Raw genomic sequence first — 26,995 nt, forward strand, 5'->3', positions numbered from 1 at the left:
CGGTCATCTTTTCCCTGGAAGAGAAACGGACCGGCGCCGCAGCTCCCGTATCTTTTTGAGGTGAGAAGGCCGGCGGAATCTCGTTTACATAAGGGTCATCGGCCGAACGATCCGTACTTAAAGCTCCACACTTCCCAGAAGCTTTGTTATAATATTCCGAGGGTCAGTGAAAACTGGCTCCATAATACATGAGGAGGCACTACCAATCATGGCTCAATTCGAACAATATGCACAGCCGACTGAGGGCGAGCGCATCACTATTACGAACGGCAAGCTCAACGTACCGAACAACCCGATCATTCCTTTCATCGAAGGCGACGGCACAGGTCCGGATATCTGGGCGGCTTCCAAGCGCGTGCTGGATGCAGCGGTAGAGAAAGCATATAACGGAGAGAAGAAAATCGCATGGTACGAAGTATTTGCCGGCGAGAAAGCCTTCAACAAATTCAACAACTGGCTGCCGGCTGACACGCTGACGGCGATCCGCGAATACATCGTTGCGATCAAAGGTCCTCTGACCACGCCAATCGGCGGCGGGATCCGTTCCCTGAACGTTGCGCTCCGTCAAGAGCTGGACCTGTATGTCTGCTCCCGTCCGGTTCGCTACTTCAAAGGCGTACCTTCCCCTGTTAAGCGTCCTGAGCTTGTGGACATGGTTATCTTCCGTGAGAATACAGAAGACATCTATGCCGGCATCGAGTGGGCTGCTGGCTCCGAAGAAGTCAAGAAAGTGCTCACGTTCCTCCAGAACGAAATGGGTGTTAAGAAAATCCGCTTCCCAGAAACTTCGGGTATCGGCGTGAAGCCTGTTTCCTCCGAAGGTTCGAAGCGTCTGGTTCGCGCGGCGATCGAATATGCAATCGAGCACAATCGCAAATCCGTTACTCTCGTACACAAAGGCAACATCATGAAGTTCACAGAAGGTGCCTTCAAAAACTGGGGTTACGAGCTTGCCGAGGAAGAGTTCAGCGACAAGACCTTCACTTGGGCTCAATACGACCGCATCAAAGAAGAGTCGGGCGCAGACGCTGCGAACGCAGCTCAAAAAGCAGCTGAAGCCGAAGGCAAAATCATCGTAAAAGATGCTATCGCCGACATCGCGCTGCAGCAGGTTCTGACTCGCCCAACCGACTTCGACGTTATCGCTACGCTGAACCTGAACGGGGACTACCTGTCCGACGCTCTGGCTGCTCAAGTCGGCGGGATCGGTATCGCACCGGGCGCCAACATCAACTATGTTACCGGCCACGCGATCTTCGAAGCTACGCATGGTACGGCTCCTAAGTATGCAGGTCTGGACGTTGTTAACCCGGGTTCCGTGATCCTGTCCGGCGTAATGCTTCTTGAGCACCTCGGCTGGCTGGAAGCGGCTGACCTGATCTACAAAGGCATGGAAACGGCGATCAACAACAAAACCGTTACTTATGACTTTGCCCGTCTGATGGAAGGCGCAACCGAAGTGAAGTGCTCCGCGTTCGCTGATCAGATTATTGCTAATTTCTAAATCCACCCTCCAAACCTCCCTCTAGAGGGAGGCCCCAGGGGTTTCGCCCCCTGGACCACGAACGGCTGTCTATACGCGAGGCAGTGTCGCTCCCATGATAGTGGTGGTGCAGGGAACGCGTCCGTCTCGCCCCCCGTCAGCAGCCTTCCGGCTGCAGGCGGGGGGCGAGACACGCTTTCACGCGTGCGGGCTGCTTCGATGGGATGGGGGAGCGTGGATCGCGTCCGTCCCCGGGCGGCTTGAGCTGACGCCAAGCACGCCGGGGACACGCTTTCATGCGGCGCAGGGCATGTGTGAGGGGGAAGCGACTTTGCTGGCGCAAAGCGGCTCCCCCTCGGGCACACTCTGGCAAAAGCGGAAACAAGCAGGCGGCTTCGCCGACCTGGCAAGAGCGGAAACAGCAGGCGGCTTCGCCGACCTGGGAAGAGCGAACAAGCGGCAATACGAGACAGCGGGCGGCTTCGGCCGAATTGGAAGAGCGAGAATAAGCAGGCGGCTTCGCCGGCCTGGAAAGCAAAGAACTAACCAATACATTCATGTAGGAGGTAATTCTGATGGCTATCCAGCGTAAGAAGATTACGGTTGTGGGCGCGGGCTTTACAGGCGCAACGACAGCTTTGATGCTTGCACAAAAAGAACTCGGTGACGTGGTGCTCCTAGACATTCCGCAGCTCGAGAATCCTACCAAGGGTAAGGCGCTCGATATGCTGGAGGCGTCTCCGGTTCAGGGCTTTGACGCTAACATCACCGGTACGTCTTCTTATGACGACTCCGCCAATTCCGATATCGTGATCATCACTGCCGGGATTGCACGTAAGCCGGGCATGAGCCGGGATGACCTGGTGAACACGAACGCGGGCATCGTGAAGTCCGTGTGCGAGAACATCAAGAGAACGTCTCCGCAGTCGATCGTCATCATCCTCTCCAATCCGGTGGACGCGATGACTTACGTGGCCTTCGAAACGCTGGGCTTTCCGAAGAACCGCGTGATCGGCCAATCCGGTGTGCTGGACACGGCCCGCTACTGTACCTTCATCGCGCAGGAGCTGAATGTCTCGGTAGAGGACGTGCGGGGCTTCGTGCTCGGCGGCCACGGCGACGACATGGTTCCGCTTGTCCGCTACTCCAACGTAGGCGGGATTCCGATCGAGAAGCTGATCCCGGCTGACCGCATCGACGCGATTGTGAAGCGTACGCGTACCGGCGGCGGCGAGATCGTAAACCTGCTCGGCAACGGCTCCGCCTACTATGCTCCGGCTGCATCGCTCGTTCAAATGACGGAGGCGATCCTGAAGGACAAGAAGCGCATTCTTCCTGCGATCGCTCTGCTCCAAGGTGAGTACGGCTATGACAACCTGTTCATGGGCGTTCCTACGCTGCTCGGCGGCGCTGGTATCGAGAAGGTGTTTGAGCTCGAGCTGCTGCCGGAAGAGAAAGCCGCTCTGGACAAGTCGGCTGAATCCGTACGCAATGTCATCCAAGTGGTAACCGGAGGCTAATCCGTTACCATCCCGCAACCAGTCTTCGGCCTCATGCCGGAGGCTGGTTTTTTTGTTGACATGCGGTAGGTGAAACCTGAGGATGACCGGAAGGCGTGATGCAGGCGGAAGGCAGGAGGGGTATAAAGACTAGGAGAGTGGATGGGCTGACCCATAGGGGATATAAGACGCAGGCAGAGGATGAAGCGGAAGGGGAGGCTGTGATCGACATGGAACCCAGATCATTATCCAGGGCAAGAGCGAAGCGATCCGTGTGGCGTCTTGCCGCCTCGTGGATGATTCTGGCGCTGCTCGGCTTGGCCGCGGCAGGCTTTGTTTATCTTCGTCCGTATGAGGCGGACGAAGCGGCCCGCAGCGCGATGAGGGGCAGCTCCGGGGTGGAAGTGACGGAGGAGGCGCATTGGCTGCGTTTCCAGCCGCGGAGCACGGAAGGGAGCGCTGCGGCTAAGCCGCTTCCGAGCGTGATTTTCTACCCGGGCGGGCTGGTGCAGCCGGAGAGCTATGCACCGCTGGCTTCCCGGCTCGCGGGGGAAGGCTGTACGGTGTATATCGCCCGGATGCCGCTGAACCTGGCGGTGTTCGGGCAGGACCTAGCGGAGGAGCTGCTGCAGCGGGAGCCGCAGGGGGACTTTGTCATCGGAGGCCACTCGCTTGGCGGGTCGATGGCCGCCCGGTTCGCCGCGGCTCACCCGGACCGGCTGCGGGGGGTGTTCTTTTTGGCTGCCTATGCGGATGAGGGCGGTAGCCTGAGAGACACCGGGCTGCCGGTGCTGTCCCTCGCAGGGACGAAAGACGGCGTGCTGAACCGGGAGAGGATGGAAGCGGGCAGGGCTCATGTGCCTGGCAGTGCCGCCTATCTCTCCATCGAGGGAGGCAATCATGCCGGCTTCGGGAGCTACGGGCCGCAGCGCGGGGATGGTGAAGCCGCGATTCCCCCGGAGGAAGAGTGGGAGCGGACCGTCGATGCGCTGAAGAACTGGGAGCCGCTGCGAAGTCAATCGCCTTGATGGGTATGCGCACCGATGGGGGGGACGGATGCTGAAGCAGCGCGTCGAAGCTTCCTGGATCCCATGCGGAAGCAGTTATGTACTTTTTTTCATGGTAATCCGTGTGCGGCGCACAAAAGTCTGTCTGCGATACGCCAAATAGCGGGGGGCTGCTTCGTTAGATGGATTCGTGATTGATGTTCTTTGAAACGGCTAAGGATGGGCTTATTCGTCCATAGGTGATACAACGGCATGTACGGCGCGAGGGCCCGCTTCACGGACCCGTCACAACTCTGCCTGCGGCACGCCCTTCCCGGTTGCTTAAGGGGCTCTCGCTCCGGTATACTTAGCTTGTTCTCTATTTCGCAGTGCGCGGTAGATTGAGATTGGAAGGTAGACAAGGGAGGATTCGAATCACGATGTCACAAGTGTTCTTGTATCTTCATGTACTGGGGGCAGCCCTCATGGGCTTCTATCTCGCGCTCCCGTTCCTGGCCGCACGTGTAGAAGCGCTTCCGAACGGCAGCGCGCAGCACGGCTTCCTGTCCGTATTGTTCTCGCTGAACCGGGCCGGCCAGCTGGCGCTGATCATCGCCTTCATCTCGGGCGGATACCTGGTGGGCAAAGGCGGATACCCGGCCATTTGGTGGATTCTGGCGATTGTGCTGCTGCTGGCGATCGGGGCCGTAAGCGGGATCCTCGGCGGCAAAATGCGCAAAGCGCTCAGCGATGCGAGCGGCAGCTCCATCAAAGCGCAGATCGGTGCGATCCGCACGCTGAGCTCGGTGGCCGGCATTCTGTATTTCCTGGTCATTACGCTGATGCTCTTCCCGAACGTTTTCGCGTAAGTGGGGATGCCGTATCGAACGGCATGAAGCAAGTCAATCGTTTCCTTGAAGGGGCCGGCCCAAGCAGCCGGCCTCTTTGCTTATACACGAACAACGCGGCGCCTATGCCTATGGGTCGGCACAAAGAAGCAGCTCACAGCACAGCACAGCGCAGTACAGAGCAGTACAGAGCCGCACGGAGCAGCACAGAGCAGCCGCGCATCCGCGCCCAAACGCCAAAAAGCCGGGGAATTCCCGGCGGAAGCTTACAGCTCGTCTAATGTTTTCTCCAGGCTCGGTGCCAGATGCTTCAGGAAATAGTCGACCTCCGGCATAGCCATCTCCTGCAGTGTATCCTCGATCTGCTTCTTGGCCACGGCGAATTCGCGGTTGCCGGCGGACAGCTCGGTCACGCATTTGAGATAGGCGTCGAGGGAGTCGGCGGCTTTGATGTATTTTTTGAGCTCGGCATCTTCCGTGGTCTTCTTGGGATCGATGAGCGGCTCATACACCCGGCGCAGCGGCTCAGGCACCATGTCAAGCAGGCGCTCGGCGGCCAGATGCTCGATCTCACGGAAATTGCTCAGGATCTTCGGATTGTGGTGCTTGACCGGGGTCGGAATATCGCCGGTGAACACCTCCGTGCTGTCGTGGAACAGCGCCATCGACACGATGCGGTCCGTCGGAACCTGGCGGCCGTAGACTTCATTGGCGATCGTGCACAGGACATGCGTCAGCAGTGACACGTGGAAGGAGTGCTCGGCTACGTTTTCTTTCATCGTATTGCGCATGAGGCTCCACCGTTCGATAAACCGCAGGCGGTAGAGGTAGGCAAAAAAGTGGCTTTCCATTTGAAATCATCCCATCTCATCTGTTTCGCTGCAGCAGACCGGGCCAGAGGATCCGCCATGGACGTATCCGCGCAGCTTTGTACCTACCGCATTATACATGATTCCCGCCGGCTTTGCCCGCTCCAAAATCGTACAGCGTAAAAGGTATGCCCCGGGGCGCCGGAATATGGTATGATGGAAATATGCATTTGGACTCATTTCAATACATATTATACGACCGACCGAAAGGGGTTTCCTGATCCATGCAGCACTTTCAAGAGAGTATGTATAAACTGATTGTCGAAACGAGCACGAACCTGCCGGCCGACGTCCGTCAGGCGATTCAAGCTGCCCGTGAGCAGGAGGATGCAGGCACGCGTTCGGCGCTGTCGCTCTCCACGATTGCCGATAACATCCAGATGGCGGAATGCAATGTATCGCCGATCTGCCAGGATACAGGGATGCCGACGTTCATCGTGCACTGTCCGGTGGGCGCGAACCAGATCGAGATGAAGAAAGCGATCATCGCCGCCGTGGCCCAGGCGACCAAGGACAGCAAGCTGCGTACGAACTCCGTCGATTCCCTGACCGGAGCGAACAGCGGGGACAACATCGGACCGGGTACGCCGGTCATCCACTTCGAGCAGTGGGAACGGGAGGAGATCGAAGCGAAGCTCATCCTGAAGGGCGGCGGCTGCGAGAACAAGAACATCCAGTACAGCCTGCCGACCGAGCTCGAAGGGCTGGGCAAAGCGGGCCGCGATCTTGACGGCATCCGCAAGTGCATCCTGCATGCGGTATACCAGGCACAGGGCCAGGGCTGCAGCGCGGGCTTCATCGGCGTGGGCATCGGCGGAGACCGGACAACCGGCTACGAGCTCGCGAAGCATCAGCTGTTCCGTGCGGCGGACGATGTGAATCCGCATCCGGAGCTGCGCAAGCTCGAGGAGTACGTGATGGAGAATGCGAACAAGCTCGGCATCGGGACGATGGGCTTCGGCGGACAGGTGAGCCTGCTTGGCTGTAAAGTCGGCGTCATGAACCGTCTGCCGGCGTCCTTCTTCGTCTCCGTGGCGTACAACTGCTGGGCGTTCCGCCGTCAGGGCGTGCTTATCGACGCGAACAGCGGCGAGATTACGGAGTGGGTGTACACGAAGGGCGAGACGGTGCCTATGCAGAAGGACGAGCCTGCAGCTGCAGCAGCCTCCGCAGGCGAACGCCGTGAAGTCGTGCTGCAGACGCCGGTGTCCGAAGAGCAGATCCGCCAGCTGAAGGTGGGCGACGTGGTCATCATCAACGGACCGATGCACACGGGCCGTGACGCGCTGCACAAGCACCTGATGGACCACGACTCCCCGATCGACCTGAACGGTGCGGTGATCTACCACTGCGGACCGGTCATGGCGAAGGACGAGCAGGGCGGCTGGGTCGTGAAGGCGGCCGGTCCGACGACGTCCATCCGTGAGGAGCCTTACCAAGGCGACATCATCAAGAAGTTCGGCATCCGCGCGGTCATCGGCAAGGGCGGCATGGGCGCGAAGACGCTGAAGGCGCTGCAGGAGCATGGAGCCGTGTACCTCAATGCGATCGGCGGGGCGGCGCAGTACTATGCCCAATGCTTCAAGAAGGTGGAAGGCGTGGACTTCATGGAATTCGGTATCCCGGAAGCGATGTGGCACCTGCAGACCGAAGGGTTCGCCGCGATCGTCACGATGGATTCCCACGGCAACTCGCTGCATGCCGACGTGGAGCAGGAGTCCCGTGAGAAGCTGGCCCAGTTCAAAGAACCGGTCTTCTCGTAAGGCCGGTCTTCCATGAGAGAGACAGGTCTGCGGCTAAACGCCGTTATAGAAAAATATTTATCCCTCATTGTCCCGGTATCCCTGATACTCGGGTTTCTTTTATCCCAAAGCTTTAACGGATCGGCGGCGCTGGTGCCCTACCTGTTCGGCTATCTCACCTTCGTGATGGCGACCGGCTGCTCCTGGAGGCAGATCCGTGAGGCATTCCGGATGCCGGTGCCGATGCTTCTGACCTTCGTGCTGTGCCATGTGCTTGCTCCGGTGCTCGGTTACCTCATCGGCACGGCCGCCTTCGGGGAGAGCTCACCCTATGTCGTCGGCTTCGTCATGTTCTCGATCATCCCGCTGGGTGTGTCGTCCGTCATCTGGGTCGGGCTGTCGAAGGGGCACGTTCCTCTGACGCTCGCCATGATCGTGATCGACTCGGCCCTGAGCCCGCTGGTCATTCCGGCGGCGATCGAAGCCTTCTTCGGGACATCGATTGCGTTCGACCATACGAAGGTGATGCTCGACCTGGTACAGATCATAGTGGTGCCGACGATCCTCGGCGTGCTGGTCAACGAGCTGTCCAAGGGGCGGTTCAAGGGCTGGTCGGCGCCCGTCTGCGGCCCGACCTCCAAGCTGGCGATGGTCATCGTGGTGATGATCAATGCAGCGGTCATCCAGCCTTATGTGATGGAGATGAAGCGGGATATGCTGACCGTCGTGCCCCTCGTGTTTCTCCTGGTGGCCGTCTCCTATGCGCTCGGCTTCTTCGGCTCGCTGTGGCTGCGGAAGACCGACATCATCATCTCGGTCACCTATTCATCCGGCATGCGCAACATTTCGCTCGGTCTGGTGCTGGCGCTGGCTTACTTCGAACCGCTGACCGCGGTGCCGGTCGTTCTCTCGATTCTGATCCAGCAGCCGATGGCTTCGGTCAACCGATTGTGCATGAAGCTGTATGAGCAATCCCGCCTTTACAAAAAAATAACTGGCGCCACACCGTCCTGACCCTTACGATTGAGAGTAAAACGTCTGCGCACTACCGTGATTCCCCCAGGGGGAGAACGTACAGCCGGCTGAACTTCTGGAGGGAACACTCTTGTTATGAAAAAGTTTCGTGCACGTCTGACCCTGATCTTTATCATCCTGATCGGTTCCTCGGTGCTGACCGCAGGAATCTTCATGGCCCGCATGCTGCAGCAGTCGTATATCGAGTCGCTGACGGCCAGTATGGAGCGGGAGCTTAGCGTCATCAAAGCGACAACCGATTGGCGGCTGAGCGGCAATGAGGCCGAGCTGTTCCGCTATTACTCCGATAGGGCGGCCATGCTCAGGGCTTCGGCGGACGCCCGGCTGACCTTTATCCGCAGCGACGGCAAGGTGCTGGGGGATTCCGACCATGATCCGGCGCTGATGGAGAATCATATGGAGCGGGAAGAGATCCACGAAGCGCAGCTGAGCAAAGCGTCCGGCAGCTCGATCCGTTACTCATCCACAGACCAGCGCAACATGCTGTATGTGGCCCTGCCTCTGCTTGAAGGAGAGAATGTGACGGGCTATCTCCGGATGGCGATGAGCCTGGAGGAGGTCGAGGGCTCGATCCGCCAGGTCTGGTTCGTACTCACCACCATGCTGCTGGCCGTCTTCGTCATCGCCGGTCTGATCTCTTACCGTGTCGCTTACAGCGTGACGCGCCCGATCGAGCTGATTACGAGCGTGGCCCGGCAGATCACGGATATGAACTACAAGTACCGCGTGCAGGTCAACAAGCGCGATGAGATCGGCCAGCTCGGCCATGCGATCAACCGGATGGCGGATTCGCTGGAGCTGCAGATGAACCGGATATCCGAGGACGAGAACCGGCTGAAGAGCGTGCTGGAGAGCATGACGAGCGGTGTGATCATGATCGACCGGGACGGCAAGATCGCGCTGCTGAACCGCTCGGCCGAAGAGATCCTCGGCTTCTCGGCCAAGGAGCTGCTCGGCAAGTCGTTCAACCAGGCGAAGCAGCAGTACGAGTTCACGCAGCTCATCCAGGAGTGCATCGACGTGCGGGATCATATCCGCGACGAGGTGATTTTCTACTATCCGAAGGAACGGATTCTGGAGATCAACCTGAACCCGATTGCGGAAGCAGGCGGGGAGTGGGAGGGCCTGCTGATCGTGCTGCATGACATTACCGCGGTCCGGCGTCTGGAGCGGATGCGCAGCGAGTTCGTCGCGAACGTATCTCACGAGCTCAAGACACCGATCGCAGCGGTCAAGGGCTTCGCCGAGACACTGCTGGCCGGTGCGCTCAACGATAAGGAGACGGCGCGGTCGTTCCTGCAGATCATCTTCGACGAGAGTGAGCGCCTCAACCGGCTCATCGGGGATATCCTCGAGCTCTCGAAGATCGAATCGAAGCGGATCCCGCTGCAGTTCTCGCCGGTGCACCTCGATACCTTCGTCGGCAACTGCGTGCATGTGATGAATGCGGAAGCGAAGAAGAAAGGGATCGAGCTGGAGCTGAACGTGGACGGCGACTTCTATATGGAAGCGGATGAGGACCGCCTGCGCCAGATTCTGATCAACCTGCTGTCCAATGGCATCAGCTATACGCCTGAAGGCGGCAAGGTGCGCCTGAAGGTGGAGCAGCTCGTCAGCGGCAGGGAAGTGACCGAGCTCGACAGGGTCCGCTTCACCATCGCGGATACGGGGATCGGGATTCCGAAGAAGGATCTGCCCCGGATCTTCGAACGCTTCTACCGGGTGGACAAAGCACGTTCGAGAAGCTCAGGCGGCACGGGCCTCGGCCTCTCTATCGTGAAGCATCTGGTCGAGCTGCATAAGGGTACGATCCGCGTGGAGAGCGAGGTCGGCGTCGGAACGAAGTTCATTATCGAGATGCCGCTCATTCACAACTAATCTTGCGGTGCAGTCTTATATTATTTTCAAGCACGATTCCCATGGAATGTAAATAAATTGTCAAGGCCAGCGGGCTGTGTTAAGCTTTAGGTAGGAAATGAACTTATGTTTTGGGGGATTCCCATGCCGCAAAAAATACTTGTTATTGAGGATGAGCCAACGCTCGCCCGGCTGCTGTCGTACAACCTGACTCAGGAAGGCTATGAGACGAAGGTGGTCGATCACGGAAGTGACGGACTGCAGGCGGCGCTGCAGCAGTATTTTGACCTGATTATTCTGGACATCATGCTGCCTGGCATGAACGGCTTCGAGATTCTGTCCAAACTTCGCCAGAAGGGGAACAAGACGCCGGTCATCATTCTTACCGCACGCAATGCCGAGGAAGAGGTCGTTCAGGGGCTGAAATACGGTGCGGACGATTACATCACGAAGCCGTTCGGCGTTGCCGAGCTGCTGGCGCGGGTATCGGCTGTACTGAGACGTACGATGGCCGAAGACGGAACGCAGGAGAAAGCAGGCACGGGAGAGAAGGTCATCTCTGCCGGAGACCTGTACATATACCCCGAGAAGTACGAGGTACTGCTCGGCGGAGAATCGATTCCGCTTCGGCCGAAGGAGTTCGAGGTGCTGCTCTATCTCGTGCAGCGCCCCGGTGTCGTCGTGACGCGGGACGATCTCATGAATATCGTATGGGGCTTCGATTACATCGGCGGCCAGCGGACCGTCGATGTGCACGTGAGCTCCCTGCGCAAGAAGCTCGAGATGAACCAGCAGTCGGTACAGATCGAATCGATTCGAGGCGTCGGCTACAAGCTGGTGACATCCGTGGGAGCTTTGAAGAAGTGAAACGAATGCTGGAGAGGTCTTGAAGAAGGCCTCTTTTTGCTGTGTCCGGGAACGGGGTGCCGGGTGCGGTGCTGATGCAATTTCCCGGGAAATCTGTCGAGGAAGGGAACGATGAACATGGAGAAGATTCGCTGGGGCGTGCTGGGGACAGGCTGGATCGTGAACAAGGCGGGGCAGGGCATTCTCTCGTCCGCCAATGGCGTGTGGCTGGGGGCGGCCGGCCGGGAGCCGGGAAGGGGGCAGGCGCTTGCGGAGAAATACGGCGTGCCGAGAGCGTATGATTCCTATGGGGAGCTGCTCGCGGACCCGGAGATCGATGCCGTCTACATCGCCCTGCTCAACCATCTGCATATGGAGTGGGCCGTCAAGGCCTGTGAGGCGGGCAAGCATGTGCTGCTCGAGAAGCCGTTCGCCCTGAATGCTGCGGAGGCTGCGGCGATTGTGGAAGCGGCAAAGCGAGGCGGAGTCCGGGTGCGGGAGGCCTTCATCTGGCCGTTCTACCCGGGGATCGGCGAGATCCGGCAGCGCTTGAAAAGCGGTGCGGTCGGAGAGTGGGTGCGGTTCCGCGGCCACTTCTCCTTCCGGGCGTTCGAGGACAGCACGCGGTGGAGCAGGGATTGGGGCGGAGGAGCGCTGTACGATATCGGCTGCTATCTCGTCCACTGGGCGAGGAGCTTCACGGGTGAGGAGCCTCAGGCGGCAGATGCCGTATGGACTCTCGACGAGCGCCATGGGGTAGACCGGCGCTTCTGCGGCACCCTGCACTTCGCAGGAGGACGGACGGCCCAGTTCGACGCGGCCCTCGACATGCCGCACGGCTCTTCGTTCGAGCTGCTCGGGACAGAGGGACGGCTGTCCGTCGCTTTCAAGCCGGATGCGCAGACGCTGCGGATCGAGTGCCGCTTCGGCGAAGAGGAGCACGTATGGGAGACAGACCGGGTCACGCCTTTCCGGCGGCAGGCGGAAGCTTTTGCGGAGGAGGTGCTTCGCATGCGCGCCGGAGAGGTAATAAACGAGGACGGGGGCGGAGAAGCCGTGCGCCAAGCCAAGGCGATGGATGCCCTGCGGAAGGCGGCCCGGACGGGAAGCCGGGTTTCCCTTGGATAACGTGTCCGCGCTTAGGAGTGCGGAGTGTATGAATCCATGCTGCGGAATGGCCGGTAGAACCACCGGCGGGCCTGCGGAGAAGGGGGCTCCCTACGGCAAAATCGGATATAAGGAACACCAGATCTGTCATAGTTTTCTGAACCGCTGTTGTCTATACTAAAACTCAAGCAGCAGACAGCGGCAGCGAAGACGATTACATAGATGGTATTCAAAGGAGGAGCTTTTACTTATGTCCAAGGTGTATCGAATCGGAATTATCGGATGCGGCGGCATCGCGAACGGCAAGCATATGCCGGCTCTGAAGAATCAGCCGAACGCCGAGATGGTTGCGTTCTGTGATGTCGTGGAGGAGCGCGCTCAGGAAGCGAAGAACGCGTTCGGAACCCCCGACGCGAAAGTCTATACGGATTACCGGGAGCTGCTGTCGGACGGGACGCTGGATATCGTCCACGTGTGTACGCCGAATGACTCCCATGCGGATATCTCGATCCTGGCTCTGGAATCGGGCAAGCACGTGATGTGCGAGAAGCCGATGGCGAAGACGGCTGCGGACGCACGCCGGATGGTCGAAGCGGCGAAGCGGACGGGCAAGAAGCTGACGATCGGCTACCAGAACCGGTTCCGCTCCGACAGCCAGTATCTGAAGCGCGTATGCGCTGACGGCGAGCTCGGGGAGATCTACTACGGCAAAGCCCATGCGATCCGCCGCCGCGCGGTACCGACATGGGGCGTATTCCTCGATGAGGAGAAGCAGGGCGGCGGCCCGCTCATCGACATCGGGACCCATGCGCTTGACCTGACGCTGTGGATGATGGACAACTACAAGCCGAAGGCGGTGCTGGGCACGGCATTCCACAAGCTCTCGAAGAAGGCTGACGCGGCGAATGCCTGGGGCTCCTGGGACCCGGACAAGTTCACGGTGGAGGATTCGGCCGTGGGCATGATCACAATGCAGAACGGCGCCACGATTATGCTGGAGTCGAGCTGGGCGATCAACCTGGTGAAGACCGGCGAAGCCAAGACAACGCTGTGCGGCACCGAGGGCGGCGCGGACATGGAAGACGGGCTGCGCATCAACGGGGAGAAGCACAGCAAGCTGTTCACGAACCACATCGAGCTCGACGGGCGCGGCGTGGACTTCTATGAAGGCAGCAAGGACAACCCGGCCGACCTCGAAGCGAAGCTGTGGCTGGAGGCGATCGAGAACGATACGGAGCCGGTCGTGACGCCGGAGCAGGCGTGCGTCGTTTCCGAGATCCTCGAGGCGATCTATGAGTCTTCGAAGACCGGCAAGGCGATTTATTTCGACTAAATCGCGACTGTAATGAAGAAGGCTGTACCCTTTTCCTGGCGGATAGGGGTACAGCCTTTTTGAATTGGGGGAGCAGGCTCGCTCGAATCCCTGATGATGCTGAAAGCGGCCAGGCTGTCCTGAATTTTCAGGTGCTGCTTGTCAAAGGATGTGCGCATCTCCAGCAGAGAAGCCTCGACATCCGTGCTCCGCCAATGCAGAGAACTCACAATTGTGCCGGCGGACAGTGAGGAAGCCCGGCTCTGCTCGGCCAGCTGTCTCACTTCCATCCGGTCATGTACAGCATGAGTCATCCTCCTACATCGTTCATCTATAAGTTTCGCCGCAAGCCATCAGGATTCGCAGCGAATATGGGTTAAGTATAGGACTAAAGTATGAAGTGAAGATCCCTACTATGTTAAAAGCGCGTAAATCATTCACACGACAAAGTTTTACATTGCGTTAACTTAGCGAGGGTACAAACTTTACAATGCCTTGGTAAGATGACCTAGTAAACATAAACGAGAAAAAAAGGGAGGACATGCTGACATGTTAAAGCAGCTGTCGAAGAAAAGTTTGAACGTAGCCATGATTATGGTGTTATCCGTAGGGGTCCTTGCAGCGTGTGGTCAAAAGACTGATACGGCACAAACGCCTGCTCCAAACAATGGCGCTGCGGCACCAGCCGATAAAGGAGCTGCTACCACGCAGCCAGCCAAATCCGAAACTATTGAAGGCACGGTAACGGCCTCCGGCTCTTCCGCTCTGCTCCCGCTGGTGAAAGCGGCTGCCGACGAATTCATGAAGAACAACCCGAAAGTAACGATCAACCCGACGGCAGGCGGCTCTGGCAAAGGCCTGAAGGACGTGGCTGACGGCACGTCGAACATCGGTAACTCCGATATCGAAGCGGGCGATGAATATAAAGATAAAGGTCTGGTAGACCACGTGGTGGCGATTGCTCCTTTCGCCCTGATCGTCAACAAAGATGTTACGATCGACAACCTGACGAAAGCCCAAGCTACGGATATTTTCACAGGCAAGATCAAGAATTGGAAAGAAGTGGGCGGTCCTGACAAGAACATCGTGATCGTACACCGTCCAGACTCCTCCGGCTCCCGCGCACTCGTGAAGAAGATTGTTCTGGGCGGCCAAGAGTTCACGAAAGACGGCGTAACCCAGGAATCCAGCGGTGCAATGGCTACGACGGTCGGACAGACTCCAGGCGCCATCGGCTATGTTGATACCCCATATGTAAAAGATCCGATCAAAGCCCTCAAGTTCGAAGGCGTAGAATTCAGCAAAGATAACATCAAAGGCGGCAAGTACCCGCTGTACGGCATTGAGCACATGTACACTAAAGGCGAAGCGACCGGTGCAACGAAAGCGTTCATTGACTATATCATGAGCCCTGAATTCCAGAGCAAGAAGGTCGAAGAGCTGAAATTCCTTCCGGCCGACCTTCTCAAAAAATAAGATGGTATGAAGAAAAAGACAGCGGCGTTTGCCTGCTGTCTTTTTGTGCTAAATAAGAAAATGAATGTCATCCATGATAAGAGGGGCAGAAAATAGCCCTGGGGAAATGTGGAATCAATTGTCGAAAGGGAGTCGAAAAAAGCAATTTTTACATTAGCTTAACATTTCTAACGTTTTGTCCTTACATTTGTCCACTATGATATGAAAAGACGATGAACGTGCGAACGTGACTTGAACTATTCCAACTCAGGGGGTATCAGGCAAATGAATTCATTCGCCGACCAGTTAGCCGAAAGAACGCAGAAGGAGCGGAGGGGCAACCACAACAACGGTTGGACCAAAGCTCAGAACCGGAATGACCGGTTCATGAAGGTCGTGTTCATAGGCAGCGCGACTTTGGTGTCGGTTATCATATTCTCGATCATGCTCTTCGTAGGATGGCAGGGGGTTAAAACCTTCGCCGGCGTGACGCCGCTGGAATTCTTCTTCTCGACCGACTGGACGCCGTCCAATAACAAATTCGGCGCTTTCTCTTTCCTGTACAGTACGCTTCTGCTCACTTTCCTTTCCGTCGTGCTTTCCGTGCCTCTGGCCCTGTCGGGAGCCGTCTTCTCCGCGAAGATCGCCCCGAAATGGCTCCGTGAAATTCTCCGGGCGGCTACCGATCTCTTCGTAGGGATTCCGTCTGTCGTATACGGCTTTATCGGCCTGACAGTGATCGTGCCGTTCCTCGCCAAGTTTAATGAAGGCTTCGGATACGGTATTCTCCCTGCGGCCATTATCCTGGCCATCATGATTCTGCCGACGATCCTGTCCATCTCTGAAGATTCGCTTCGTTCACTGCCCGGCCGGCTCGAGGAGGCTTCGCTGGCCCTCGGCGCCACCCGCTGGCAGACGATCTGGCGCGTACTCCTGCCGGCCGCACGCCCAGGTATCCTGACAGGCATCATCCTGGGCATGGGCCGCGCCATCGGCGAGACGATGGCCGTGTTCATGGTCATCGGCAACTCGCCGCAGATGCCGAAGTCGCTGCTCGACTCGGCCACGGTGCTTACCACCGCGATCGTGAAGGATATGGGGAACACCAACTACGGCAGCACGTGGAATAACGCGCTGTTCCTGATGGCCCTGGTGCTGCTGCTGATCTCGCTGGCCATGATTCTAGTCATCCGCATTGTAGCGAAGAGGAGTGAAGTGAAATGACGAGCAAGACTACAGACCGAATCGCTACCGGATTCTTCTGGGCTTCGGGCGTGCTGATCATCGGGATTCTGGCTTGGTTCCTGGTGCGTATTCTGGGGGACGGCCTGCCGATGCTGAGCTGGAATTTCATCACGGGCCGTCCTTCGGAGATTGAGGCGGGGGGCGGCGTAGGACCGCAATTATTCAACTCGTTCTATATTCTGTTCCTGTCGCTGCTGTTCTCCCTTCCGATCGGGATCGGGGCGGGGATTTATCTCGCGGTGTACGCCAAGAAGAGCGCGTTTACGGATTTCATCCGGGTCTCGGTCGAAGCCTTGTCTTCCGTCCCGTCAATCGTATTCGGCCTCTTCGGCTTCCTGCTCTTCGTCAACTGGTTTGGCCTGAAGTATTCGATCATCGGCGGTGCGGCCACGCTGTCGCTGCTCAACCTGCCGGTGCTCGTGCGGGTGACGGAGGAGTCAATCCGGTCCGTACCGGAATCGTACTGGGAAGCTTCGCTGGCCCTCGGCTCCACCCGCTGGCAGGCGATCCGCAAGGTGCTGCTCCCCTCCGCCATGCCGAGCCTGATTACCGGGATTACGCTGGTGGCGGGCCGTGCGCTCGGTGAATCGGCCATCCTGATCTATACGGCCGGCTTGTCCGTATCCCGCGTTCTTCCGGACTTCAATCCCCTGGCGATGGGGGAGACACTCGCCACCCACCTGTGGTACGTACAGTCCGAAGCGATCGTGCCGGATGCGAAGCAGATTGCCCAAGGAAGCGCCGCGCTGCTTCTTGTGGTGGTGCTTGCCTTTAACCTGCTGATCGGAATACCAAGCCGAATCTTACAGAAAAAATTGTCCGGAGGGAAATAACTATGGCGGTTGCAGCGGCGACTTCGAATAAAATCAAGGTAGAGCAGTTGAATTTGTATTACGGCGATAATCAGGCCCTTCAGAACATCGGGCTCGAGATCGGCAAGAACAACATCCAGGCCCTGATCGGTCCTTCGGGCTGCGGCAAATCGACCTTCCTTCGGACGCTGAACCGGATGAACGACCTCATCGACAATGTACGGATTACCGGCAAGATCTATGTGGACGGACAGAACATTTATGATGAGGAAACCGATGTCGTATCCCTGCGCAAGAAGGTAGGGATGGTGTTCCAGCGTCCGAACCCGTTCCCGATGAGCATCTATGACAACATCGCTTACGGACCGCGCATCCATGGGATAAAGAAGAAATCCGTGCTTGACGGACTCGTTGAGCGCAGCCTGAAGCAGGCCGCGCTGTGGGACGAAGTGAAGGATCGTCTGCACAAGTCGGCACTCGGCCTCTCCGGCGGCCAGCAGCAGCGTCTGTGCATCGCCCGTCTGCTGGCGGTGGAGCCGGACGTTCTCCTCATGGACGAACCGACCTCGGCGCTCGATCCGATCTCAACCCTGAAGGTGGAAGAACTGACCCAGGAGCTCAAGGAGAAATATACGATTATCATCGTAACGCACAACATGCAGCAGGCTGCGAGGATCTCCGACTATACTTCCTTCTTCCTGAACGGGATTCTCGTCGAGACCGACAAGACGGATAAGATCTTCACGACTCCTTCGGACCAGCGGACGGAAGATTACATCACGGGACGGTTTGGCTAAACAAAGAATCCATTGAAACAAAGGAGCGTTGCTAGTGGATAACCGGGTGAATTTCCACCAATCCTTAGAAAACCTGCAGCAGGATCTACTCACGATGGGGATTCAAGTGGAACATCTGATTCATCAGGCGGTGGAATCGCTGTCGAAGCTCGATGAGAATCTGGCGATTCAGACGATCAAGCAGGATGATGCGATCGACGAAATGACGGCAAGGATTGAAGAAGACTCGATGCGGCTGATTGCCCTGCAGCAGCCGATGGCCAGCGACCTGCGGGTGATCTCCATGGCGCTGAAAATCGCCACGGACCTCGAGCGGATTGCGGACCATGCCGTGGATATCGCCAAGATCACGATCCGGCTGAACGGCCAGGAGCTGGTCAAGCCGCTTGAGGATATCCCGCGGATGGCTCAGATGACCCAGGCGATGCTCCGGGAGAGCCTCATCGCCTACACCGAGCGCAACGTTCACCGGGCAGCCTCTCTCGCCGAGAAGGATGACGAGATCGACAAGCTGTACGGCACGGTGGTCAACGACGTGATCGCCCTGATGGGTGATGACCTGACGCGCAACCGCCAGCTGTCGCAGCTCATGCTTGCCGCGCACTTCCTCGAGCGGGTGGCCGACCACTCGACGAACATCGGGGAAGGCGTTATCTTCATGGTGACCGGCAAGCGCAAGGATCTGAATGTCTGACAGAATCCTTCCGGACGGGGCCCGAGCCTTGCCCTAACCTGACTCAAACCAAAGCCTGCAGCAGCTCTACGGAGCTCTGCAGGCTTTTGGGCGTTGTATGCCCGTCTGACGACGTCCGTCAGTCGGTCAAGGCTTAAGGGAACAACTCGGAGAGTTGGCCGAGCTCCCGGATCAGCACTACCCGGCGCTTGCTCAGCCGCTGCTCGGCAATGGTCCGCGACTGGACCCCGGCGTTCAGCCAGACGGCATCCATGCCGGCTTTGACGGCCCCGCAGACATCATGCTTCCAGGAGTTGCCGACCATTACAGCTTGTCGGGGGGAAGCACCCAGCGCCTGGAGCGCTTGGCGGAACAAGGCGGGGGCCGGCTTCTTCTCGGCGGGCCTCGCCGCGGTGAAGATCCGCTCCTCGGGGAAATAGCGGGCGAGGCTGAAGCGCCGGAGCATCAGCAGCACCTCGCTGCGCGGACTGTTCGAGATAATCGCAAGCCGGTGGCTCTGCGACAGCTTCTCGAGAACTTCAGGGGTGCGGGGCATGAGCGTCTTCGCCCCGACCTGCTGGCGCCGCAGCTCTTCCATGAAGCTGCGGGCGAGTCCGGCGGAGACGGGGACGCCGAGCTGCAGCAGCGCCTCCCGCAGACACTGCTGCTGCAGTTCGTCAAGCTGCTTGAAGGTGGTCCGCGCTTTCTTGCGCTGCTGCCACCGGACGATATATTCCGCCCACAAGGCCTCCTCGCTGGGCGTTTGTTCCTGCAGCCACCGGGCGGTATAGTCCTGCCATACCCCCCGGAAGCTTTGTTCGAAGCTCAGTCCCTGCTGCACGAGCGTTTGGTTGACGTCGAAGCATACGGCAATCTTGCCGTTCATGCGCGCTGCTTCTTTCATGGAGTCCCTCCGATCTTCGCTTGCCCGGAAGCGACTTCGTTCCTCCTTCCCAGCAGGGCCTCTCCCGAAGCTCCGCGGGGAAGTCTTTTTCCTATGTTTATGCGGCGTAAACCGCAGTCACCCCACGGAGCCGCACGATCCGCGATGTTTTTTTATTGCGCCGTCCTATGCTATCATGTAAGGAGCAGAGTTTGATGAATGGGGTGCTTCTTTTGTCCAAATTGGTGCTGGTCGACGGCAACAACATAGCGTACCGCGCGTTCTTTGCGCTGCCGCTGCTTAGCAATTCGAAGGGACTGCATACCAATGCGATCCTGGGTTTTACGCAGATGCTGCTGAGGCTCATCCAAGAAGAGAAACCGACGCATTTCCTCGTGGCGTTCGACGCGGGGAAGGCGACGTTCCGACATAGCAATTATGCCGATTATAAGGGCGGACGGGAGAAAACCCCGGGCGAGCTCTCCGAGCAGTTCCCTGTGCTGAAGGAGCTGCTGCAGAGTTTCGGGATCCAGCAGTTCCAGCTGGAGGGCTACGAAGCGGACGATATCATCGGGACGCTGACCCGCATCGCCGATGAGAAGAACGATATGGACGTCCTCGTCGTTACGGGGGATAAGGATATGCTGCAGCTGGCCTCCGACCGGGTTTCAATCGCTCTCTCCCGCAAAGGAATATCCGAGGTGGAGCTGCATGATCCAGCTTATATCGGGGAGAAGTACGGCCTGAAGCCGCTGCAGATTATCGATCTTAAGGGTCTCATGGGCGACGCCTCCGACAACATTCCGGGGATCCCGGGGGTAGGGGAGAAGACGGCGCTGAAGCTGCTTCATGAATACGGCTCGCTTGAGCATGTGCTCGAGAACGCTTCCTCCATTAAAGGAAAGCTGGGCGAGAAGGTGGCCGGGCATGTCGAGGATGCGAAGATGAGCAAGGAGCTCGCGACGATTTACCGCGAGGTGCCGCTCGAGATGACGTGGGACGAGCTGGCTTACAGCGGGTATGACGAGGATGCCTTGGCGGAGATGCTCCGGAAGCTGGAGTTCAAGCAGATCATCGAACGGCTCGGCTTGTCTGGTGCCGGGCTTGCGGCGGAAGGTGAAGGCGCGCAGGAGGCGGTAGCGGTGGATTCGGTCCTCGTGGGACCGGACAACGTGAAGTCGCTTGTTGAAGCACTGCCCCGCGTGAAGGCGCTGCATGTCGAGGTCATCGGGGAGAATCCCCACGTGGGCGAGGTGCTCGGCGCGGCTTTCCTGGCTGAGGGCGAGGCAGCTTCAGAAGCGGAAGCTGCCCCGGCGGCTTACTATGTGCCGTTCTCTTTCCTGAAGGACGCTGCCGCCGCGGATGTAATAGCCTGGCTCGAGTCGGAGGACAAGTCCGTCTCGGTCTACGATGTCCACAAGGCATCGGTGGCCTTGTCCTGGCAGGGCGTAGAGCTGCGCGGCGTGAGCTTCGACGTGCTGCTCGCCGGGTATCTGCTCGACCCGACGGAGTCGACGCTGACCCTGAGCGGTCTGACGTCCCGCTACGGCATGCCGGCGCTGAAGAGCGATGAGGATGTCTTCGGCAAGGGAGCCAAGTTCAAGCTGCCGAGTGACGGAGCCGTCAGCGATTTCCTGTGCGACAAGGCCGCGGCGGTGTACCGCCTGACGGCCAAACTGCAGGAGGAACTCGAGAAGAGTGAGATGCAGAAGCTGTTCCATGAGCTGGAGCTGCCGCTCGCTACGGTGCTCGCGAATATGGAACGCAAGGGCATTAAGGTCGATGTCGAGGAGCTCAAGGCCTACGGGGCCGAGCTCACCGGACGGCTGGAGAGCATTATGGCGGCCATCTACGATTCGGCGGGGATGGAATTCAATCTAAACTCGCCGAAGCAGCTCGGCGAGGTGCTTTTCGAGAAGCTGCAGCTGCCGGTGGTCAAGAAGACGAAGACCGGGTATTCGACTGATGCGGAGGTGCTCGAGAAGCTGGAGCCGTATCATCCGGTCGTCGGCCATATCCTGAACTACCGTACGCTGGCCAAGCTTCAGTCGACTTACATCGAAGGGCTGCTCAAAGAGGTACGACAGGATACGGGCAAGGTGCATACGTATTACCGCCAAACGATCGCGGCGACAGGGCGCCTCAGCTCCCAGTATCCGAATCTGCAGAATATCCCGATCCGGCTCGAGGAAGGCCGCAAGATCCGCAAGGTGTTCGTGCCTTCCCAGCCGGGCTGGCGCATTCTGACGGCGGACTACTCCCAGATCGAGCTTCGCGTGCTGGCTCACATCTCGCAGGATGAGGGCCTGATGGAGGCGTTCCGCGAGGACATGGACGTGCACACGAAGACGGCCATGGACGTCTTCGGCGTGTCCGAGGACGCGGTGGATGCCAACATGCGCCGCCAGGCCAAGGCGGTGAACTTCGGGATCGTCTACGGTATTAGCGACTACGGCTTGTCCCAGAACCTGAACATTACCCGGAAGGACGCGGCGAAGTTCATCGAGCAGTATTTTGCCGTGTTCGGCGGGGTTCGCAAATATATGGATGACATCGTGAAAAAAGCCCGCGAGGACGGGTACGTGACGACGCTGCTCCAGCGGCGCAGGTATCTGCCGGAGATCAAGGCGTCGAACTTCAACCTCCGCTCCTTCGCGGAGCGTACGGCGATGAATACGCCGATCCAGGGAACGGCCGCGGATATCATCAAGCTGGCAATGGTCCAGCTCGAAGAACGCATGGAACGCGAAGGGGTCAAGAGCCGACTGCTGCTTCAGGTGCATGACGAACTGGTGCTTGAAGTGCCGGAGGAGGAGCTCGAGACCATGAAGAGCATGGTCGCCGAAGTGATGGAGAACGCCCTGAAGCTCGACGTGCCGCTGAAGGTGGATGTGGACTCCGGAGAGAACTGGTACGAGGCGAAATAACGGGGAGGGAAAGACAGCATGCCGGAACTGCCGGAGGTAGAAACGGTCCGCAGGACGCTGAATGTCCTGGTGGCCGGCAAGACGATCGAGCGGGTATCGGTCCACCTGGCGCGGATTATCCAGCACCCGGATGACGTTGAGAGGTTCAAGACCCTTCTCGAAGGCGAGACGATCCAGGAAGTGGAGCGCAGGGGCAAGTTCCTTCGCATCCATACGGACCGCTTTACGCTCGTCTCCCATCTGCGGATGGAAGGGCGCTACGGGGTCTATGACGCGGACGATCCGCTGGAGCTGCATACGCACGTGGTGTTTCATTTTACGGACGGCACGGAGCTTCGCTATAAGGATGTGCGCCAGTTCGGCACGATGCATGTGTATGAACGGGGGAGAGACCTCGAGGAGAAGCCGCTGAAGAAGCTGGGGCTTGAGCCCTTGGATGAGGCGTTCACTCTTGAAGCGTTCCGCAGCCGGATCGCCGGACGGAAGACGAAGATTAAGCCGCTGCTGCTCAATCAGGAATACATCGTGGGCATCGGGAATATTTATGTGGATGAGTCCCTCTTCCTTGCGGGGATTCACCCTGAGCGGGAAGCGGACTCGCTGACCAAGGCGGAGACGGCCCGGCTGCACGAGGCCATCATCCGGACGCTGCGGGATGCGGTGGAAGCCGGCGGCTCATCGATCAAGTCGTTCGTCAACGGCCAGGGGGAGATGGGCATGTTCCAGCACAGCTTCCGCGTGTACGGCCGCAAGAACGAACCGTGCCCGAACTGCGGGCACGCCATCGAGAAGACGGTGGTTGGAGGACGCGGCACGCATACATGTCCGAAGTGCCAGAAGTTGAAGCGCGAACGCAGGTAATACCGGAGACAGGCAGACACCTCTGGAGCGGATGCACATCCCGCCCAGGACTCCCATATAGTAGGGTGAGACGTCAAAATGCTGCTCGGGCTTGGTTGTTCTACGGCCCCTCAGGCGTCATTCACACCCTTGAGGGAGGATTGCGTATGCTGCCTGGTATCTCACTGCTGCTGCTTGCGCTGGCAGTTTCATTGGACGGTTTCGGTGTCGGGGTCACCTACGGCCTGCGCCGGATCCGGATTCCTCTTCTGTCGATCGTCATCATTGCCGCCTGTTCCGGGGGCATCATCTACGCGTCCATGGGGATCGGCGTACTGCTGCTCAACTTCGTGAATCCCTCGGCCGCGAGGCTGATCGGAGCCCTGATCCTTATCTGCATCGGCATTTGGGCGCTGGTACAGATGCTGCTCCAGCGCGACGAAGAGGATACGGATTCCGGCGTAGAGCAGCCCGCGGCTTCCGCTGCGGATACCCCCGCTTCAGCGAAGGAAATTCTGTACATCGAGCTGAGGCGGTTCGGCCTCGTGATTCAGATCCTGCGGACCCCTCAGGCGGCGGATGTAGACCGTTCCGGTAACATCTCGTCCTATGAGGCAACGCTGCTGGGGGTAGCGCTGTCGCTGGATGCCTTCGGTGCCGGGGTGGGAGCTGCGATGCTTGGATTCACACCGTGGCTCACGGCCGCGGTGATTGCCGTGGCGAGCGGGACCTTTCTGGCCGTAGGCCTTCGGATCGGCTACCGGTACGCCGGTCTGCCATGGGTCCGCAAACTTGCGGTGCTGCCCGGATTTGTTTTGATTGTGATGGGAATCATGAAATTGTTGTAGGCCATGGGAAGCGGCTGACTCGCATTTTTCAGGAGAGCTTCAGTCAGAATTCGTACTCATAAGAAATTCATAACTTCTGGAACATAGGGGAATGCGCATGAACATCGGATTAACCGGGGGGATCGCCTGCGGAAAAAGTACAGTTGCCGACATGCTCGTCCGCCGCGGAGCGCTGCTCGTGGACGCCGACCGGATTGCCCGGGAAGTCGTGGAGCCCGGCACTCCGGCGCTCGCCCGGGTGATCGAGCGCTTCGGGGAGGACCTGCTGCTGCCGGACGGTTCACTGCACCGCAAGAAGCTCGGTGAGCGGGTCTTCGGCAATCCCGAGGCGCTGAAGGATCTCGAAGGGCTGCTGCATCCGCCCATTCGGGCGGCGATGCGGGAGAGAATGCAGGCGCTTGAGGCGGAGCATCCGGACAAGCTGGTTGTTGTGGATGTTCCGCTGCTGTACGAATCGGGGCTGCAGGGGCAGTATGAGCAGGTTATGGTCGTCTATGTGCCCCGTACTCTGCAGCTTCAGCGGCTGATGAAGCGGGACGGCATCAGCGAAGAGGCCGCCGGCCGCCGGCTTCAGGCCCAGTGGGACATCGAGGAGAAGCGGCGCTTGGCCGATATCCTCATCGACAATTCCGGCACACCGGAAGCAACGGATGATCAGATAGAGCGGTTTTGGCATGAGAGGGGACTCTCATGAGATTTTGGCGCAAAAAGAGGGTGTTTGCCCTCCTGCTGATCACCTTTGTCCTCTTCTTGTTTCTCAGCAGCTCTTTCGTGGGGCGGATGCTGTATCCGATCCGCTACCAGGAGGAAATACGCCAAAATGCAGCCAAATACGAACTGGATCCTTACCTGATCGCAGCCGTGATCCGGGTGGAATCCAACTATAAGGTGGACGAGCAGTCCAACAAGGGAGCCTACGGCCTCATGCAGCTCATGCCCGATACGTCAGGCTGGATTATCGATAAGGCGGAGCTGCCGGAAGGCTACAAGGACCGTCTCGACGAGCCCCAGGTCAGTATCGAGCTCGGTGCGTGGTACCTGAATTGGATGAAAAAGCAGTTTGCCGGGAATATGGTTGCCGTGGTTGCCGGCTATAACGCGGGGCACGGCAAGGTCAGCCGGTGGCTCGAGGACAAGGAATGGGACGGCACGATGGATGGTGTCGACAACATCCCGTACGGCGAGACCCGGCATTATGTACAGAGGGTGCTTTACTATTATCACAAATACCAGAAACTCTACGGGGAATAGTGGGTCCTAATAGGAAGTGGAAGTCGGCCCACGGACGCCCCTTTGCGGCTTCGGGTATAAAGAAAGGAGTACCGGACAAGGCTTCCCGGGAAGCGTCCGATACTCCTTGCTTATTCTTTAAAACGTGTTATTATTTGAATTGACCGGCAAGCGACTGCTCAGCGATTTGTACCAGGCGGCGAGTAATGTGACCACCGATAGCACCAGTATCACGAGTAGCCATGTTACCGTAGTAACCGTCTTGCGGAATGGCGATACCCAGTTCCTGAGCTACTTCGTATTTCAGTTGATCCAACGCTGCATTTGCTTGAGGCACTACCAATACATTGTTGCTGCGGGATTGTCCTGCACCCATGTCTGTTCACCTCCTTGTCGTTGGTAACAGTATTATGCGGCGATTGCCCGAAGTTCATAAGCGGAAGCTTGTGGTAATTTTTCGAAAGGAAGCTATGCGATGAAATGCCCTTATTGTGACTACATCGGCACCAAGGTACTGGATTCGCGGGCTGCGAACGAGAACAAATCCATCCGGCGCCGCAGGGAATGTGAGAAGTGCCAGAAGCGCTTCACGACATTCGAGATGGTGGAAGAAACGCCGTTGATCGTTATTAAGAAAGACGGATCCCGCGAGGAGTTCTCACGGGAGAAGATGCTGCGCGGCCTGATCCGGGCCTGCGAGAAACGCCCCGTATCCCTCGAGAGGCTCGAGATGATCGTATCGGAAGTCGAGAAGCAGGTGCGCAACACCGCTCATGCTGAGGTCGACAGCCGGGAGATCGGGGAGATTGTTATGACCGAACTGTACCCAGTCGACGAGGTGGCTTATATCCGGTTCGCATCGGTATACCGGCAGTTCAAGGACATCAACATGTTCATGAAGGAGCTCAATGAGCTGCTCTCCAAGCACCAGGTTGGCGGCGATAATTTGAAGTAAGGCACGGCCTCCGAAAAATAATCGAAAGATTGTTGACAAGCTTTGCTCCTGTGTGATATTATCATTCTTGTCGCCACGGACCAAACAAGTGAGCGAGCAAGCAAGATAACACGGGGCCTTAGCTCAGCTGGGAGAGCGCATCGCTGGCAGCGATGAGGTCAGGGGTTCGATCCCCCTAGGCTCCATAAATAAAGAAGCACCCAACCGTCTGGTTGGGTGCTTCTTTATTTGCTATGTACTGGAACTACAGGGGAGTACCCGCAAGGTTCGCCCGCACGGCGCGAGGAGAAGGCGAAGCGCAAGATTACGGTGATTCATCTGCCGGAGCTTATACAGGATTCACCGCAAATATGGAATGAATATTGCCCTCGGGATCGCCGAAGAAGCCGGTGGTATGACCCCAAGGCTTGATTTGTGGGGCTGTGACGTCAATAGCTCCTTTCGAAACGAATTCGGCGTACAAGGCGTATACTTGGTCTGGTGAATCACATTGAAAATTAAGCTCGACGGCTTGGCCTTTGCGAATTTCACTGAAAGAAGAATAGCCGTTGGTATTCGCGGACATCAGAGATTTGGAGCAAATGGCCAATCTCACTCCATTATTGCTGAATTCTACGTAGTGATCCTCTTCTACAACGATATCAAATCCCAAGACTTCATGGTAAAACCGGGCCAAGCGGGCAACATCGTCGGCAAGCAGTGTAATTCCTTCCAATCTTACCATCTTCATTAGCAGCCGCACCTCC

General features: G+C 58.1%; 26 protein-coding genes and 1 tRNA gene. 22 read left to right on the top strand and 5 right to left on the bottom strand.

The genetic code is table 11. From position 1 onward, the window contains the following. Positions 1-208 precede the first annotated feature (208 nt). From icd to ACP26L_RS08435, 4 genes are all read left to right on the top strand, one after another. A complete protein-coding gene (gene icd / locus ACP26L_RS08420; protein WP_426452070.1) occupies positions 209-1,504 on the top strand; it encodes an NADP-dependent isocitrate dehydrogenase in 1,296 nt (431 codons plus the stop codon). A gap of 554 nt (positions 1,505-2,058) precedes the next feature. After that, the gene (gene mdh, locus ACP26L_RS08425; protein WP_426452071.1) at positions 2,059-3,003 is read left to right on the top strand and encodes a malate dehydrogenase; all 945 of its coding nucleotides are present in this window, start codon (positions 2,059-2,061) and stop codon (positions 3,001-3,003) included. 209 nt (positions 3,004-3,212) lie between these two features. Beyond that, complete coding sequence (locus tag ACP26L_RS08430; protein ID WP_426452072.1) at positions 3,213-4,010, top strand: alpha/beta fold hydrolase; 798 nt, start codon at positions 3,213-3,215, stop codon at positions 4,008-4,010. A 398-nt stretch (positions 4,011-4,408) separates the two neighbouring features. Continuing rightward, on the top strand, positions 4,409-4,837 hold the full coding sequence (locus ACP26L_RS08435) for a hypothetical protein (RefSeq protein WP_426452073.1): 429 nt from the start codon (positions 4,409-4,411) through the stop codon (positions 4,835-4,837). Positions 4,838-5,082: 245 nt separating this feature from the next. On the opposite strand, the gene yfbR is transcribed toward ACP26L_RS08435, so the two are convergent. Beyond that, positions 5,083-5,667, bottom strand: a complete 585-nt coding sequence (gene yfbR / locus ACP26L_RS08440) for a 5'-deoxynucleotidase (RefSeq protein ID WP_426452074.1) — start codon at positions 5,665-5,667, stop codon at positions 5,083-5,085. 242 nt (positions 5,668-5,909) lie between these two features. Here yfbR and ACP26L_RS08445 point away from each other — a divergent pair, with 242 nt between their 5' ends. The 6 genes from ACP26L_RS08445 to ACP26L_RS08470 all read left to right on the top strand — a co-directional run bounded on the left by ACP26L_RS08445 (position 5,910) and on the right by ACP26L_RS08470 (position 13,605). Beyond that, a complete protein-coding gene (locus ACP26L_RS08445; RefSeq protein WP_426452075.1) occupies positions 5,910-7,448 on the top strand; it encodes a fumarate hydratase in 1,539 nt (512 codons plus the stop codon). 12 nt (positions 7,449-7,460) lie between these two features. Next, positions 7,461-8,441, top strand: coding sequence for a bile acid:sodium symporter family protein (locus tag ACP26L_RS08450; protein WP_426452076.1), 981 nt, complete (start codon positions 7,461-7,463; stop codon positions 8,439-8,441). A gap of 96 nt (positions 8,442-8,537) precedes the next feature. Continuing rightward, positions 8,538-10,340, top strand: coding sequence for a two-component system histidine kinase PnpS (gene pnpS / locus ACP26L_RS08455; protein ID WP_426452077.1), 1,803 nt, complete (start codon positions 8,538-8,540; stop codon positions 10,338-10,340). Positions 10,341-10,463: 123 nt separating this feature from the next. Then, positions 10,464-11,186, top strand: a complete 723-nt coding sequence (locus ACP26L_RS08460; protein ID WP_426452078.1) for a response regulator transcription factor — start codon at positions 10,464-10,466, stop codon at positions 11,184-11,186. A 111-nt stretch (positions 11,187-11,297) separates the two neighbouring features. Further along, positions 11,298-12,293, top strand: coding sequence for a Gfo/Idh/MocA family protein (locus ACP26L_RS08465; protein WP_426452079.1), 996 nt, complete (start codon positions 11,298-11,300; stop codon positions 12,291-12,293). 229 nt (positions 12,294-12,522) lie between these two features. Beyond that, complete coding sequence (locus ACP26L_RS08470; RefSeq protein WP_426452080.1) at positions 12,523-13,605, top strand: Gfo/Idh/MocA family protein; 1,083 nt, start codon at positions 12,523-12,525, stop codon at positions 13,603-13,605. Here ACP26L_RS08470 and ACP26L_RS08475 read toward each other — a convergent pair. Beyond that, a complete protein-coding gene (locus tag ACP26L_RS08475) occupies positions 13,602-13,898 on the bottom strand; it encodes a hypothetical protein (RefSeq protein ID WP_426452081.1) in 297 nt (98 codons plus the stop codon). The two genes, ACP26L_RS08470 and ACP26L_RS08475, sit on opposite strands and share 4 nt — an antisense overlap. Before the next feature lie 235 nt (positions 13,899-14,133). Here ACP26L_RS08475 and ACP26L_RS08480 point away from each other — a divergent pair, with 235 nt between their 5' ends. The 5 genes from ACP26L_RS08480 to phoU all read left to right on the top strand — a co-directional run bounded on the left by ACP26L_RS08480 (position 14,134) and on the right by phoU (position 18,587). Continuing rightward, on the top strand, positions 14,134-15,060 hold the full coding sequence (locus ACP26L_RS08480) for a phosphate ABC transporter substrate-binding protein (RefSeq protein ID WP_426452082.1): 927 nt from the start codon (positions 14,134-14,136) through the stop codon (positions 15,058-15,060). 264 nt (positions 15,061-15,324) lie between these two features. Continuing rightward, a complete protein-coding gene (gene pstC / locus ACP26L_RS08485) occupies positions 15,325-16,263 on the top strand; it encodes a phosphate ABC transporter permease subunit PstC (protein WP_426452083.1) in 939 nt (312 codons plus the stop codon). After that, complete coding sequence (gene pstA, locus ACP26L_RS08490; protein WP_426452084.1) at positions 16,260-17,117, top strand: phosphate ABC transporter permease PstA; 858 nt, start codon at positions 16,260-16,262, stop codon at positions 17,115-17,117. Before pstC ends, pstA begins: the two co-directional genes overlap by 4 nt. A gap of 2 nt (positions 17,118-17,119) precedes the next feature. Further along, the gene (gene pstB / locus ACP26L_RS08495; protein WP_426452085.1) at positions 17,120-17,893 is read left to right on the top strand and encodes a phosphate ABC transporter ATP-binding protein PstB; all 774 of its coding nucleotides are present in this window, start codon (positions 17,120-17,122) and stop codon (positions 17,891-17,893) included. 34 nt (positions 17,894-17,927) lie between these two features. Next, positions 17,928-18,587 carry a phosphate signaling complex protein PhoU gene (gene phoU, locus ACP26L_RS08500; RefSeq protein ID WP_426452086.1) on the top strand — a complete coding sequence of 220 codons (660 nt, stop codon included), beginning with the start codon at positions 17,928-17,930 and terminating at the stop codon, positions 18,585-18,587. A 133-nt stretch (positions 18,588-18,720) separates the two neighbouring features. Here phoU and ACP26L_RS08505 read toward each other — a convergent pair whose 3' ends face one another. After that, the gene (locus ACP26L_RS08505; RefSeq protein ID WP_426452087.1) at positions 18,721-19,470 is read right to left on the bottom strand and encodes an HAD family hydrolase; all 750 of its coding nucleotides are present in this window, start codon (positions 19,468-19,470) and stop codon (positions 18,721-18,723) included. Between the two features lie 194 nt (positions 19,471-19,664). Between ACP26L_RS08505 and polA the strand changes: the two genes are divergently transcribed. The 5 genes from polA to ACP26L_RS08530 all read left to right on the top strand — a co-directional run bounded on the left by polA (position 19,665) and on the right by ACP26L_RS08530 (position 25,315). Continuing rightward, positions 19,665-22,376, top strand: coding sequence for a DNA polymerase I (gene polA, locus ACP26L_RS08510; protein ID WP_426452088.1), 2,712 nt, complete (start codon positions 19,665-19,667; stop codon positions 22,374-22,376). 18 nt (positions 22,377-22,394) lie between these two features. After that, complete coding sequence (gene mutM, locus ACP26L_RS08515) at positions 22,395-23,237, top strand: DNA-formamidopyrimidine glycosylase (protein ID WP_426452089.1); 843 nt, start codon at positions 22,395-22,397, stop codon at positions 23,235-23,237. A gap of 146 nt (positions 23,238-23,383) precedes the next feature. Next, positions 23,384-24,064: a sporulation membrane protein YtaF gene (gene ytaF, locus ACP26L_RS08520; RefSeq protein WP_426452090.1), complete on the top strand. Its 681-nt coding sequence runs from the start codon at positions 23,384-23,386 to the stop codon at positions 24,062-24,064. Positions 24,065-24,161: 97 nt separating this feature from the next. Next, on the top strand, positions 24,162-24,758 hold the full coding sequence (coaE, locus tag ACP26L_RS08525; protein WP_426452091.1) for a dephospho-CoA kinase: 597 nt from the start codon (positions 24,162-24,164) through the stop codon (positions 24,756-24,758). After that, positions 24,755-25,315, top strand: a complete 561-nt coding sequence (locus ACP26L_RS08530) for a lytic transglycosylase domain-containing protein (RefSeq protein ID WP_426452092.1) — start codon at positions 24,755-24,757, stop codon at positions 25,313-25,315. The genes coaE and ACP26L_RS08530 overlap by 4 nt, the downstream gene beginning before the upstream one ends. 130 nt (positions 25,316-25,445) lie before the next feature. Here ACP26L_RS08530 and ACP26L_RS08535 read toward each other — a convergent pair whose 3' ends face one another. Next, positions 25,446-25,670 (bottom strand): small, acid-soluble spore protein, alpha/beta type, encoded by a 225-nt coding sequence (locus ACP26L_RS08535; RefSeq protein WP_426452093.1) that lies wholly within the window; start codon positions 25,668-25,670, stop codon positions 25,446-25,448. A gap of 99 nt (positions 25,671-25,769) precedes the next feature. Here ACP26L_RS08535 and nrdR point away from each other — a divergent pair, with 99 nt between their 5' ends. Then, positions 25,770-26,249, top strand: a complete 480-nt coding sequence (gene nrdR, locus ACP26L_RS08540; protein WP_013915032.1) for a transcriptional regulator NrdR — start codon at positions 25,770-25,772, stop codon at positions 26,247-26,249. Between the two features lie 112 nt (positions 26,250-26,361). After that, positions 26,362-26,434, top strand: a tRNA-Ala gene (locus ACP26L_RS08545). Between the two features lie 143 nt (positions 26,435-26,577). On the opposite strand, the gene ACP26L_RS08550 is transcribed toward ACP26L_RS08545, so the two are convergent. Next, the gene (locus tag ACP26L_RS08550; protein ID WP_426452094.1) at positions 26,578-26,979 is read right to left on the bottom strand and encodes a VOC family protein; all 402 of its coding nucleotides are present in this window, start codon (positions 26,977-26,979) and stop codon (positions 26,578-26,580) included. Positions 26,980-26,995: the final 16 nt, after the last annotated feature.

This window comes from Paenibacillus sp. S-38, assembly GCF_049942825.1.
Taxonomy (GTDB): Bacteria; Bacillota; Bacilli; order Paenibacillales; family NBRC-103111; genus Paenibacillus_G.